The organism is Arthrobacter sp. ATA002 (genome assembly GCF_026898095.1).
In the GTDB taxonomy this organism is placed as follows: Bacteria; Actinomycetota; Actinomycetes; order Actinomycetales; family Micrococcaceae; genus Arthrobacter_B.
In genome coordinates this window covers 3,498,483-3,511,657 of the sequence record NZ_CP114015.1, presented here as the reverse complement: position 1 = coordinate 3,511,657, position 13,175 = coordinate 3,498,483, and the positions used below count along the sequence as shown (strand labels likewise).

General features: G+C 66.5%; 9 protein-coding genes and 4 pseudogenes. 8 read left to right on the top strand and 5 right to left on the bottom strand.

Annotated elements, in window-relative coordinates; translation table 11 throughout:
• Nucleotides 1–3: 3 nt before the first annotated feature.
• Nucleotides 4–814, top strand: a pseudogene (gene cofE, locus OL239_RS17300) (coenzyme F420-0:L-glutamate ligase).
• Here cofE and OL239_RS17295 read toward each other — a convergent pair.
• The 3 genes from OL239_RS17295 to OL239_RS17285 are packed head-to-tail and all read right to left on the bottom strand — an operon-like array spanning nucleotide 801 to nucleotide 3,648.
• On the bottom strand, nucleotides 801–1,697 hold the full coding sequence (locus OL239_RS17295; RefSeq protein WP_268909938.1) for an ABC transporter ATP-binding protein: 897 nt from the start codon (nucleotides 1,695–1,697) through the stop codon (nucleotides 801–803). The pseudogene cofE and the gene OL239_RS17295 overlap by 14 nt on opposite strands.
• Nucleotides 1,694–2,797, bottom strand: coding sequence for a putative F420-0 ABC transporter permease subunit (locus OL239_RS17290; protein WP_268909937.1), 1,104 nt, complete (start codon nucleotides 2,795–2,797; stop codon nucleotides 1,694–1,696). Before OL239_RS17290 ends, OL239_RS17295 begins: the two co-directional genes overlap by 4 nt.
• A complete protein-coding gene (locus tag OL239_RS17285) occupies nucleotides 2,794–3,648 on the bottom strand; it encodes a putative F420-0 ABC transporter substrate-binding protein (RefSeq protein WP_268909936.1) in 855 nt (284 codons plus the stop codon). The genes OL239_RS17290 and OL239_RS17285 overlap by 4 nt, the downstream gene beginning before the upstream one ends.
• 508 nt (nucleotides 3,649–4,156) lie before the next feature.
• On the opposite strand from OL239_RS17285, the pseudogene OL239_RS17280 reads away from it, so the two are divergent.
• The 7 genes and pseudogenes from OL239_RS17280 to OL239_RS17250 all read left to right on the top strand — a co-directional run bounded on the left by OL239_RS17280 (nucleotide 4,157) and on the right by OL239_RS17250 (nucleotide 11,279).
• Nucleotides 4,157–5,004 (top strand): annotated as a pseudogene (locus tag OL239_RS17280) (nitrilase-related carbon-nitrogen hydrolase).
• An 80-nt stretch (nucleotides 5,005–5,084) separates the two neighbouring features.
• Nucleotides 5,085–6,505 (top strand): annotated as a pseudogene (hydA, locus tag OL239_RS17275) (dihydropyrimidinase).
• 11 nt (nucleotides 6,506–6,516) lie between these two features.
• The gene (locus OL239_RS17270; protein ID WP_268909935.1) at nucleotides 6,517–7,533 is read left to right on the top strand and encodes a TIGR03842 family LLM class F420-dependent oxidoreductase; all 1,017 of its coding nucleotides are present in this window, start codon (nucleotides 6,517–6,519) and stop codon (nucleotides 7,531–7,533) included.
• A complete protein-coding gene (locus tag OL239_RS17265) occupies nucleotides 7,530–8,420 on the top strand; it encodes an ABC transporter permease (RefSeq protein WP_268909934.1) in 891 nt (296 codons plus the stop codon). Before OL239_RS17270 ends, OL239_RS17265 begins: the two co-directional genes overlap by 4 nt.
• 57 nt (nucleotides 8,421–8,477) lie before the next feature.
• Nucleotides 8,478–9,254, top strand: a complete 777-nt coding sequence (locus OL239_RS17260; protein ID WP_268909933.1) for an ABC transporter ATP-binding protein — start codon at nucleotides 8,478–8,480, stop codon at nucleotides 9,252–9,254.
• A complete protein-coding gene (locus tag OL239_RS17255) occupies nucleotides 9,251–10,078 on the top strand; it encodes an ABC transporter permease (protein ID WP_268909932.1) in 828 nt (275 codons plus the stop codon). Before OL239_RS17260 ends, OL239_RS17255 begins: the two co-directional genes overlap by 4 nt.
• A 76-nt stretch (nucleotides 10,079–10,154) precedes the next feature.
• Entirely contained in the window at nucleotides 10,155–11,279 is a 1,125-nt protein-coding gene (locus OL239_RS17250; RefSeq protein ID WP_329609276.1) for an ABC transporter substrate-binding protein, read from the top strand.
• A 53-nt stretch (nucleotides 11,280–11,332) separates the two neighbouring features.
• On the opposite strand, the gene OL239_RS17245 is transcribed toward OL239_RS17250, so the two are convergent.
• Together OL239_RS17245 and OL239_RS20335 are read right to left on the bottom strand one after the other, a co-directional pair.
• Nucleotides 11,333–12,247: a serine hydrolase gene (locus OL239_RS17245; protein ID WP_268909931.1), complete on the bottom strand. Its 915-nt coding sequence runs from the start codon at nucleotides 12,245–12,247 to the stop codon at nucleotides 11,333–11,335.
• A gap of 690 nt (nucleotides 12,248–12,937) precedes the next feature.
• Nucleotides 12,938–13,153 (bottom strand): annotated as a pseudogene (locus tag OL239_RS20335) (helix-turn-helix domain-containing protein); the annotation flags it as partial.
• Nucleotides 13,154–13,175: the final 22 nt, after the last annotated feature.

Genomic DNA, 13,175 nt, shown 5'->3' with positions numbered 1-13,175 from the left:
CCGATGCGCAGCATCACGCTGTTTGCCCTTCCCGGGATCGGAGAAATCACTCCGGGGACGAACTTGGCGGAGGTGATCCTTGCTGCCGCGGCAGCGGCTCCGGACTGTGCCCTGCAGGCGGGGGATATCCTCGCCGTCACCTCCAAGATCGTGTCCAAGGCGGAAGGCCGCCAAGTCTCCGCCGCGGACCGGGAACAGGCGATCACGGATGAAACTGTCCGGGTCGTCGCCAGCAGGGCTCATCCCGGCGGAGTGACCCGGATCGTGGAGAACAAGCTCGGCATTGTGGCTGCCGCGGCGGGGGTGGACAACAGCAACACCCCCGCCGGGACGGTGCTGCTGCTGCCGGTCGATCCTGACGCCTCAGCCCGCGCCCTGTGCGCGGCCCTGCGCCGGGAGCTGGGCTTCGACGTCGGGGTTTTGATCACCGACACGCTGGGCCGGGCCTGGCGGGAGGGGCAAACGGACGCTGCCATTGGAGCAGCCGGTGTGGATCTCATCACCGACCTGCGCGGAAGCACCGACACCTTCGGACAGCAGATGAAGGCCACGATCACGGCCGTCGCCGATGAAATTGCGGCAGCGGCGGACCTGGTCAAGGGCAAGACCAGCCGGAATCCGGTGGCAGTGGTGCGCGGTCTGCCGGAACTGGTCCACCCGTCCGGAGCGGGCTCCGGACCCCGGGGCCCGCTCGCTGGTGCGCCCGGCCGGACAGGATATGTTCCGGCTGGGATCCGCGGAAGCCTGGCGCGAAGGCTACGCCGCAGCATGCCGGGACGCCGGGCTGCCGGTTCCGCCCTTCACCGGGAACTGACGCCCAGGGACAGGGCAATCAGCGGCCGGCCGGTGGCCGGATGCTCCAGCACATGGGCGTCCACTCCGTACACGGCGTGAATCAGGTCCGCGGTTAGGACCAGGCGGGGGTCGCCGGCGGCCACCACGGCGCCTTCGGACAGGACAATGACGTGGTCACAGTGCGCCGCGGCGTGCGTCAGGTCATGCAGCGCGGCAACGACGGCGATGCCCTGCCCGGCCAGCTGCCGCATCAGATGCAATGTGGTCAGCTGGGCGTGCGGATCCAGGTGGTTCGTCGGCTCGTCCAAAAGCAGCAGCTGCGGTTGCTGCGCCAGCGCCCGGGCCAGCTGGACCCGCTGCCGCTGTCCGCCGGACAGCTCCCCGAACAGCCGGTCCGCCAGCTCCGGGACGCCGGCCGAGCGCAGGGCCCCGGCCACGGCGGCGTCATCTTCACCGTCGCCGAACCCCAGCAGCGGACGGTGCGGCATGGTCCCCAGGGACACCACGTCGCGCACGGTGAGCGGCGTATCGGTGCCGGATTCCTGCTCTGCCAGCGCCGCGATCCGGGCACGCTCGCGGCGGGGGAGCCGCAGCAGGTCCCGGCCCTGCCACAGCACGGTCCCCCGGCGGACGGGAACGACGCCGGCCAGGGCCCGCAGCAGGGTCGACTTGCCGGCCCCGTTGGGTCCGACCAGTGCGGAAAGCGCCCCGGCCGGAACCGTGCAGTCCACCCCGTCCACCACCAGCTTTCCGCCCAGGGCCACATCCAAACCGGCTGCCTTCAGGTTGGCCGCGTGCTCGCGGGCGCCGGGCTGGCCGGCGTCTCGCTGGCCGGTGCCGGCCTGGCGGGTGCCGGTCGGCCCGCCGTCGGGCTGCCGAACCCGCGTAGGGACCGTCTTCATGACCCGCCCTTCCGCCGGGCCAGCACGTACGCGAACACCGGCGCACCGATCACCGCTGTCACCACGCCCACAGGCAGTTCGCGGGGCTCAAAGATGAAGCGGGCCCCCGTGTCGGCCCAGATGAGGAAGATTGCGCCGCACAGGGCGGACAGCGGCAGGAGAGCGCGGTGCCCGGGCCCCGCGATCAGCCGGACAACATGCGGAAACACGAGCCCGATGAAGCCGATCGCCCCGCTCACGGAGACCATGGCACCGGTCAGCAGGGCAGTGCCCGCCAGCATGCTCCAGCGCACTGCCGGAACATGGATGCCCAGGGCCGAGGCGGCGTCGTCGCCGAACGCGAACCCGTCCAACAGGCGGGATGCAGCCAGCAGCGGCACGCCGGCCACCAGCAGGGCGGCTCCCGCGATTCCCGCGCTGGACCACTGGGCGCCGCTGAGCGAGCCGAGCAGCCAGCCCAGGATATTCCGGTACGAGTCGCCGGTGGCGGTCCAGAAAATCACCAAACTGGTGAGGGCGCTGCCCAGCGAGGAAACGGCCACTCCGGCCAGGACGGTGCGGGACGGAGTAAGTCCGCCGGCCAGGCGGGCCAGGAGCAGGGTTGCGGCCAGGGCCGCCAGGGCACCTATGAAGGCCGCCAGCGGAAGGAGCAGCTGCAGGCCCAGCAGCACCACGCACACCGCGCCCAGGGAGGCTCCGGAGGACAGGCCCAGCAGGTACGGGTCGGCCAGGGCATTGCGGGTCAGTGCCTGCATGACGGCGCCGCTGACCGCCAGTCCGGCGCCCACGGCTGCTGCCGTCAGCACCCGGGGCAGGCGCAGCTCCCAGATAATCCCGTCGTGCAGGGCGGACAGCGGGCTGGAGCCCAGTCCGAGATGGGACGCAATGGCACCGAAGGCGTCCGCCACACTGATGTCCGCCGGCCCCACCGCTGTTGCCGCGGCAATGGAAAAGACCAGCGCGGCAGCAAGGACCGCCGTCGCCGGCCCCGTCCGGAACCGGCGGTGCGGTGCCGGCGGCGGCGGGGACGGGCGGGCCGCGGAGGGGCGTGCAGGGGACGGGCGGGCCGCTGCTGCCCGGAGGCTGCGGACGTCCGTCATGGCAGGCCGGTCAGCTGGCCGGCGAGGTCCGCCACGGCTTCGGCGTTCCGGACTCCGGCCTCCCCGGCGGCGAAGGGAAGGACCAGATAGCGCTCGTTGACCACCGCGTCCATGCCGGCAGTGGCCGGCATGGAGGCCAGCAGTTCCTTCTTGGACTCGGCGGTGTTGCGGTCGGCATCCACGAGGATGATGACGTCCGGGTTGGCGGCCACCACGGTTTCCCAGCTCAGGGAAGCCCAGGCGTCTTCGACATCCGCGGCGATATTCTCCAGGCCGAGTTCGTCCATCATCATTTGCGGCGCACCCAGCCCGGCTCCCGCATACGGGGTGTCCCGGCCCGAGGAGAACCAAAAGGCGCTTCGGGCGTCTCCGGCCGGTGTCACGCCGTCGAGGACTTTGCGCTGTTCGGCAATGAGCTCGGCTGCGGCCTCGGGAGCACCGAACAGGGCTCCGGCTTCCGCAATGTTCGCGAACACATCCTCGAAGTCCAGTTTGCCGGGCGCGCCGTCTTCCCGGCACGCAGCGGGCGAAACGTAGCTGCCGATGCCGAGCGAAGCCAGGAAACCGCGCTCACCAGCAGTATCGGAGCCCAAATTCGACTCCCAGCCGGCGTAAATGAAGTCGGGTTCGAGTTCCAGCACGGCTTCCTGGGTCGGCGCCGCATCGGATAACACCGGCACCGACGCGGCGTCGGCGGCCAGCGCCCCGGGCACCGGACCGTCGGAGAAGGCCGAGCCCACCACTTTGCTGCCCAGGCCGAGGGCCAGGAGGGTCTCCAGCGACGTCGACTTAATCGTCACAATGCGTTCCGGCGGGGACTCGAGGGTGACCTCGGTGCCGCAGTTGGTCACTGTCAGCGGGTATGACGCCGCCGGACCCGGAGTGCCCGAAGCCGAAGGTCCGGTTCGGTCCTGGGCTGCGGGAGTTGACGGTTCCGGTGCACCCGAACAGCCGGCGAGCCCGGCAAGAGCGGCGGCCAGGAGCAGGGAAAAGCAGGTAAAAGGGATCGGTTCATAGTTCCTCGCAGGTGGAGACGAAATGGAGGGATCTATGGTCCAAATCCAGACCAGTTCTACCGGCTATTTCCCACCGGCGATCTATTCAGGAGGCTAGCACCCCTTTGTTTCGGGCATGTGCCGCTGCACCATTATCCGCCCGCGCAGGGCCTTCCTGCAACAGTCCAAAAACCCTTGCGGCTTCCGGCCCGAGCGTCAAGGATGGGCAGACGCCGCGGCAACGCAGTTCAACCTTTTTACGCGGTGGAAATGTTGGGGAAATGTTCAGGACAGAGACTGATTAAGGCCCTTCAACCGGCCAATCAGGACCGCGGCACGTATGCCGCTACTTTAGGAGGCACAAATGACAATCATCCGCACAGCCTTGACCCAGACGACCTGGACCGGGGATGAAGAGTCCATGGTTGCCAAGCACGAGGAATTTGTCCGCAAGGCAGCTGCCGAAGGCGCACAGATCATTTGCTTCCAGGAATTGTTTCACGGCCCGTATTTCGGGATTGTTCAGGACAACAAGTACTACGACTACGCGCAGAAGGTTCCCGGACCCTGACCGAGCGCTTCTCCAAGCTCGCCGCCGAGCACAACATGGTCATCATCCTGCCGATCTATGAAGAGGATCAGCCCGGAGTCCTCTACAACACCGCTGCGGTGATCGACTCCGATGGAACCTACCTCGGCAAATACCGGAAGAACCACATTCCGCACGTCGAAAAGTTCTGGGAGAAGTTCTACTTCCGGCCCGGAAACATGGGCTGGCCGGTGTTCGAGACCGCCGTCGGCACCGTGGGCCTGACCATTTGCTATGACCGCCACTTCCCTGAAGGCTGGCGTGTCCTGGGCCTGAACGGTGCCCAGATTGTCTTCAACCCGAACGCCTCCAAGCCGGGGCTGTCCAACCGGCTCTGGGAGCTGGAGCAGCCCACCGCGGCCGCCGCCAACGGCTACTACGTGGTGGTCCCCAACCGGGTGGGCGCCGAAACGAACGAGTTCGGCGACGAGGCCGTGGATTTCTATGGAACGTCCTACATGGTGGATCCGCAGGGCAACTACGTGGGTGAGATCGGTGCCCGCGACGGCGACGAGTTGATGATCCGTGACCTGGACATGGACCTGGTCCGGACGGCGCGCAACAACTGGCAGTTCTACCGCGACCGCCGCCCGGACGCCTACGCGCCGATCACGGCCCCGTAGCTCCGGACAAACGCGAGCTCCGGACAAACGCGCCAGAAGGCCTGCAAGGGCTGAGCCTTTATACAGACAAGGATGTCGTTTTGAGTACAACACTGATCACCGGAGGGACCGTTGTCACCTCCACCGGCCGCAGCGAAGCGGACGTTCTCATAGACGGGGAGACGATCGCCGCGGTACTCGCCCCGGGATCGACACTGCTGGGACACGATCTTGCCCGTTCCGTGGACACCGTCCTGGACGCCGCCGGCAAGTATGTGATTCCCGGCGGCATCGACGCCCACACCCACATGCAGATGCCGTTCGGCGGCACCGAAGCCTCCGACACCTTCGAAACCGGAACCCGGGCCGCAGCCTGGGGCGGCACGACGACGATTGTCGACTTTGCGATCCAGCGCTACGGCGAGCGCGTCATGGACGGGCTGGCCGCCTGGCATGAGAAAGCCGCGGGGGAATGCGCCGTCGACTACGGGTTCCACCAGATTGTGGGGGACGTGAATGACGATTCCCTGAAGGCCATGGCCGGGCTCATCGATGAAGGGGTCTCCAGCTACAAGCTCTTCATGGCCTATCCGGGCGTTTTCTACAGCGATGATGCGCAGATCTACAAGGCCATGCGGGTCGGTGCCGAAACCGGGCTGATGACCATGATGCACGCCGAGAACGGTCCGGCCATTGACGCCATGGTCACCGAGCTGCTGGCGCAGGGCAAAACCGATCCCTACTACCACGGGGTGGCACGGGCCTGGCAGATGGAGGAGGAAGCCACCCACCGGGCGATCATGCTGGCCAACCTCACCGGTGCGCCCCTGTACGTGGTGCACGTGTCAGCGAAGCAGGCCGTTGAGCAGCTGGCCGCCGCCCGAGACAACGGGCAGAACGTCTTCGGTGAAACCTGCCCGCAGTATCTCTACATGAGCCTGGAGGACCAGCTCGGAGCCGAGGGCTTCGAGGGCGCCAAGTACGTGTGCTCCACGCCGCTGCGCTCCAAGCATGAACACCACCAGGACCACATGTGGCAGTCGCTGCGCACCAACGACATCCAGATGGTAGCCACGGACCACTGCCCGTTCTGCATGAAGGGGCAGAAGGACCTTGGCGTGGGGGACTTCTCCAAGATTCCCAACGGCATCGGCTCGGTCGAGCACCGCCTGGACCTGATGTACCAGGGCGTCGTGGACGGAAAGATCACACTCGAGCGCTGGGTGGAGATCACCAGCACGACGCCGGCCCGCATGTTCGGGATGTACGGCACCAAGGGCGTGATCGCACCGGGCGCCGACGCCGACGTCGTCATCTACGACCCGGCGGGCCACACCTCCATCGGGCTGGACAAGACCCACCATATGAACATGGATTACTCGGCCTGGGAAGGCTACGAAATCGACGGGCACGTCGACACCGTGCTGTCCCGGGGCCGGGTCCTCATCAACGACAACGAATACCTGGGCACAAGGGGCACGGCCGCTACATCCATCGTGCCCCGAGCCAGTATCTGATTTAGGAGCGGAAAGCATGGATTTTGGAGCAGTACTGCAATGCAATCCGCCCGCGGCACGAACGGTGGCGCTCGCCAAGAGGGCCGAGGAATATGGTTTCGACTACGTCTGGACCTTTGACTCACACATCCTGTGGCAGGAACCGTACGTCATTTACAGCCAGATCCTGGCCGAGACCCAGAACATCAAGGTCGGTCCCATGGTCACCAACCCGGCCACCCGGGACTGGACCGTCACGGCCTCCACCTACGCCACGCTGAACTCGATGTACGGCAACCGGACTGTGTGCGGGATCGGCCGCGGCGACTCGGCGCTTCGCGTGAGCAACGGTAAACCCACCACCCTGAAAACGCTGCGCGAATCGATCCACGTCATCCGCGAGCTGGCGAACTCCCGCTCGGTGGAATACAACGGGGCCACCCTCCAATTCCCGTGGAGCAAGGGTTCCGAGCTGGAAATGTGGGTGGCCGCCTACGGCCCGCTCGCGCTGAAACTGACCGGAGAGGTCGGCGACGGCTTCATCCTGCAGCTGGCCGACGTCGACATCGCCGAATGGATGATCGGGGCGGTGCGCGCCGCAGCGGCAGCCGCCGGGCGCGATCCCATGGCCATCAAGTTCTGCGTGGCTGCCCCCATGTATATAGGAGAGGACTGGGAGCACATGCGCGAGCAGTGCCGCTGGTTCGGCGGCATGGTGGGTAACCACATTGCCGACATCGTGGCTAAATATGGTGGGGACTCCGCCGTGCCGCAGGCCCTCACCGACTACATTGCGGGCCGGGAAGGTTACGACTACAACGAACACGGCCGGGCGGGAAATACCCACGCCGCCTTCGTGCCGGACGAGATTGTGGACCGTTTCTGCCTGATGGGCATGGCGGAGCAGCACATTGAAAAGCTCGAAAAGCTCAAGGCCCTGGGCGTGACCCAGTTCGCCGGCTACCTCCAGCATGACAACAAGGAGGAAACCCTGCGGGTCTACGGTGAGAGCGTCATCCCGGCACTGCGCGAGACAGTGAGCGCCACCGCATGACCGGCGCCGGAACCAGGACGCCGCTTGCGGCCCGGATCGGCTGGGCTGCCGGCGGAGTGCTGGTTCCGGTGCTGCTCTGGGAAGGGTACAAGTTCGCCGGTCCCGACGACGGCGTGTCCCTTGCCGGCATCCCGCTGCTGCCGCGCACCACGGACCTGGCCATGCCGCACGTATGGACCATGCTCGGCCGGCTGGCGGAACCGGCGACCTCTGCCGCCGGTGCGCCGCCCCTCTGGGCCGCAGTGCTCGAAGCCGCAGCTTTTACCCTGGGAATCGCCGCGCTGGGCTGGCTGCTGGGAGTGCTTGTCGGAACGGGGCTTGCCATGGTCATGCAGCGCTTCCGTTCCGCGGGATCCGCGCTCCTGCCGTGGATCATCCTGAGCCAGACCGTTCCGCTGATCGCCATTGCCCCGCTGGTCCGGCGCTGGGGGTCCCAGCTGGAGATCGGCTCCTTCGCCTGGGAGAACTGGATGTCGGTGGCCGTCATTGCTTCCTACCTGGCCTTCTTCCCCGTGGCAGTCGGCGCCCTGCGGGGATTCGCCTCCCCTCAGGCCAGCCACGTGGACCTCATGCACAGCTATTCAGTGGGCTGGTGGCGCAGCTTCCTGTTCCTCCGGCTGCCCGCCAGCATCCCGTTCCTGCTGCCGGCCCTGAGGCTGGCGGCCGCAAACGCCGTGATCGGCGCCGTCGTCGCGGAAGTCTCCATCGGCCTGAAGGGTGGGATCGGGCGCATGATCGTGGAATACGCGGCCGCCGCCGGAGGAGACCCCGGCAAGCCCTGGGCCCCCATCTTCGGCGCCGTCCTGCTGGGCCTGGCGGCAGTGGCCGCCACCTCAGTCCTGGGACTGTTCCTGAACCGCTACCGCAGAGGAGAACAAACAGCATGAACGGATCACCGGAAGCGGCGGCCCCGGCGGTGCCGATACCGGCGGTGGAAGTCCGGGATGTCCACCGGGTTTTCCACCGGCCGCGGCACCGTCACTGCCCTGGAGGCGGCCAGCATGACAGTGGCTCCCGGGGAATTTGTGTCACTGATCGGACCCTCCGGCTGCGGTAAGAGCACCCTGCTGCGGCTGATCGCCGATCTTGACGAACCGAGCAGCGGAACGATCAGCGTTTTCGGCCGGACCGCCCGGCAGGCACGGAAGGAACAGGCCTACGGCATCGCGTTCCAGCAGGCGGGATTGCTGCCGTGGCGGACGGTCCGCGCCAACATCGAACTGCCGCTTCAACTGCACGGCACCGCAGCGAAGGCCCGCCGGGACCGTGCCGACGAACTCCTTGCCATGATCGGGCTCACCGAATTCGCGGAGTCCTTTCCGGATCAGCTGTCCGGCGGCATGCAGCAGCGTGTTGCCATCGCCCGGTCCCTGGCCGAAAGCCCGCGGCTGCTGCTCATGGATGAGCCGTTCGGCGCCCTCGACGAAATGACCCGCGAACGGATGCAGAACGAACTGGTGCGGATTTGCGCGGAAACGGGCGCCGCCGTCGTTTTTGTTACCCACTCCATTCCGGAAGCCGTGTTCCTCTCCGACCGCGTGTTTGTCATGTCGGCGCGGCCGGGCCGAATCAAGGCGGTGCTGTCCATGCGGCTCGGAGCGGCCGGGGAGCGCGGCGAGAACCTGCGCGAAGACACGGCGTTTTACGCTGCCATCACCGCCGTCCGTGAATCCCTGCACGGCGCCGACGCGCCGGCCCTTCGGGGAGTGGAGACACGGTGACCGCGCTGGAGCCGTCCACGCGTACGACGGCGCGTGCGGCAGCGGCGGCCACCTCACCGGCGCTGCTGGGGCGGGCCGTCGACGGCGGCCGGCAGGCACTGCTGCCGCTGCTGTTGGGCGCCGCGGCCGTGCTCCTGTGGCAGGGCGCGGTGAGCCTGCTCAGTGTCCCGGCATTCGTGCTTCCCGGGCCGTTCGCCATCGCCGCAGCCTTCGTTGAAAACGGAGGCAATATCGTTTCGGCCGCCCTGGTGACCGGAGCCAACGCAGCGGCCGGGCTCGTGGCCGGCGCAATCCTGGGTGTGGCGGCCGCCGTCGTGGCTGCCTTTGCACCGGTCTTCGACCGACTGGCGGGACCTCTGGTGGCCGCACTCTCCGTGGTGCCGATCGTGGCCGTGGCCCCCGTGCTGTACACCATGTTCGGCGCCGGGGAGGAAGCTCCGCGGCAAATCGTCGCGGGTATCGCCGTCTTTGTTCCTGTCTACCTGAACTCGCTGCGCGGTTTCCGGCAGGTGCTGCCAGTGCACCGGGACCTGATGCGTTCCTACGCGGCGGGCCGCTGGCAGGTCGCCCGCACCGTCACCCTTCCCAGCGCCGTTCCCTATATGTTCACCGGACTACGCATCGCCTCCTCTCTGGCCGTCATCTCCGCCCTGATCGCCGAGTACTTCGGCGGCCCGGTGGGCGGACTGGGCAAATCCATCACCTCCGCAGCCTCCGCCAGCAACTACACCCTGGCGTGGGCCTACGTCCTGGGCGCCGTCGTCGTCGGCCTTCTGTTCTTTTGCGCCACCGCCGCACTGGAGAAACACAGCTCCCGGCACTAACTGCCGGCTTTCACGTCCGTCCCGTCCGGGCGGTTCTGCTCGACGCTATTGCTCACACCTATTGGGAGGCAACGAAATGGCAAGTGGAAATGGAAAACGCATCCGCGCGGCTGCGGCGGCCGGAGCCGCGGCAGCACTGGTACTGGCCGGCTGTGCAGCGGACAGCGACGCCGGCGGGGGAGAGGCCGCCGAGGGGCTGACGCCGGTGAAGCTGCAGCTGCAGTGGTTCTCCCAGGCGCAGTTCGCCGGGTACTACGCAGCCCTGGACCAGGGCTTCTTTGAAGACGAAGGGCTGGACGTGGAAATTGTCGAAGGCGGGGCGGACATCGTGCCGCAGGACGTGCTCGCCTCCGGCGATGTGGACTACGCCATCTCCTGGGTGCCCAAGGTCCTGGGCTCCATTGAACAGGGAGCCAACATCACCAATGTGGCGCAGATCTTCGAACGCAGTGCCACCCTGCAGGTCGCGATGGCCGATTCCGGCATCGACGGGCCGGAAGACCTGGCCGGTAAGAAGGTGGGCTCATGGGGGTACGGCAATGAATGGGAGCTGTTCGCGGGCCTGCAGGACGCCGGGGTGGACGCCGGGGACATCGAACTGATCCAGCAGGCCTTTGACATGAACGGGTTCCTCTCCGGGGACATCGACGCAGCCCAGGCCATGACGTACAACGAGTACGCCCAGGTCCTGGAGACCGTCAACCCGGAAACTGGAGAGCTGTTCCAGCCTGAGGACCTGACCGTCATCGACTGGAACGAGGAAGGCTCCGCCATGCTGCAGGACGCCATCTGGGCCGATGCGTCACGGCTGGCCGACGACGCCGACTATCAGGAAACCACCACGGCCTTCATCAAAGCCGCCGTCAAGGGTTGGATCTACGCGAAGGACAATCCGGAGGAAGCAGCCACGATCGTGACCGAATCCGGGTCCACCCTCGGGCAGAGCCACCAGCTGTGGATGACCAACGAAACCAACAAGCTCATTTTCCCTCCACCAACGGCGTCGGCATCATCGACGGGGAGGCCTGGAACCGCACCGTGGAGATCGCCCTGGGCACGAAGAACGAAACAGGCACAACCATCCTCACCACCGAACCGCCGGAGACCGCCTACACCAACGAGTACGTGGAGAAGGCGCTGGCAGAGCTGGAAGAGGAGGGCGTGGACACCAAGGGCGCGGACTACGCACCGATTGACGTGACACTGGCCGAAGGCGGCAACTAGCCGTTAGCGCGCCCTCCAGCTGTTTCAAAACTATCGCAGCGCGTCCCGGAGCAGCCTGGCCGCAGAGCCCAGAGCGGCGTCGGCCGCAGGCTGGGTTGTGGCCGGAATACGTGATTCACTCAGTGCGCAGATCACATAATCATGTCCGTCCGCATCTTCGAGGACCCCAACTTCATGGCGGAGATTGAGCAGGGTGCCGGTCTTCGACGCCCACAGTGCGGCGTCGGAGGCCAGCTCCGGGGACAGGCGTTGGCGGTGGACATTCGCATGAAGGACCTCGCGGAGCCTTTTGCCGGCAGCCTCCGCCATCCAGGAGGGCCGCCATACCTCGGTGAGCAGATCCGCGAAGGCCCGGGCCGTGCCCATATTCGCCAGGGAATGGTCGAGCTGCGGTATTGGATGGCTGCCTTCGGCTTCACCGCCACGGTGAGCCAGAGTGTGCGCCAGGCGCTCATGGCTTGGGCCCAGTGCTTCCATGAAGGTGGTGTGAAGGTCCGAGAGCCGGTGCCGGACGCGGATCTCCGACAGGTCCGCCCGTGCCAGCCAACCGTTCACCCGGGAGGGGGTTACAAGCGTGAAAAGTGCATCGGCGGCCGCGCTGTCGCTGAGCGAAACGGCTAGGGTCACGAGGTCTTCCACAGCAATACGCGCTTCATGCCGAAACCGGGTGGACCCTGTGGGGCCAGGACTGGATGCAGCTTGGGGAGGGATATCCATGGTCGTTGCGGGATCGATCGTGCCGTCGTAAATCTTCTCGAGCACCATTGCAGCGAGCGGTAGTTTGACGAGGGAGGCCGCGGGGAAGCGCCGGTCTGCGTCGAGGGAGATCTCCTCGCCCGTGGCGAGATCCCTGACAAGCAGCGCAGCGCTCAGGCCGGCAGCAGCAAGTTCTTCACGCGCACAGTCCACCGCGTCGCGTGAAGATGAGTACCGTGTCACTGACACGTTGCGCTCTGGTGTTCCAGGAACGCCATGGCCATACCGCTGTTCAGCATGGCTGCAAGCGCTGCGGGGTGCGGCTGTTTGGCATAATGCATGCGGGCTCCCCCTCCTGAATTCGATGGCGGCCCAGGGCCGCCATATCAAGCCTAAGTCCAGTGCCTCGCCGGGGGTGCAGAGCATATAGTCGCCAAACCGGAGGACCTCGGACAAGGTGAGCGGCCGGTCCGCGATGACGGCCAGCTGGTCCGCAGCCAATCCGTTCGCGTGCATCCGTTGTTCGAGGCTTCCTCGGACATGTGCGACGTCGTCCTCCTCACTCACCCAAACTTTGAGTCGCCTGCCGCGCCGGGACCGCAGCTGGTCGATGTGCAGAGGTGCTGCCGGCCCCTCACCGCGTGCGACACCCAGCGGCACCGTCCAGGTCGCCTCATCGGGCGGCGCAGGGAGAATGGCGGCGTCGAGCCACCCCTCTCCCAGAGCGCTGCGCCGGGCGGAAGGACTGTCCGGGCGCAAGTCGGCAGCAGGAAGACCCGATCCGTATTCGACCAGTATCCGTGCGCAGACGGGGTCGCTCCACGACCGGGGAATACCGATTCTGAACGGGCGCGGGAGCGCCCGGCGAGCAGTTGACTCGATGGCTGATGCGGCAGCGATAAGCCGTTGGGCCTCTGGCAGGAGCATCCGTCCCACCACGGTTAGCTGGGAACCGCGGCCACCGCGCTCCATTACACGGACGCCTAAGGATTCCTCCAGCATGGACACGCGGCGGCTTGCGATTGGCTGCGCCATCCCCAGAACGTCCGCTGCGGCGGTGATGCTGCCGTAGTCATTTACGGCCGCGACCACACGCCATGCAAGAACGATATCCACGTGAAACAGGTTAGCGCGGGGGGCAAATTCGCAAGCCATGCAGATCCAATATGGCCCATAT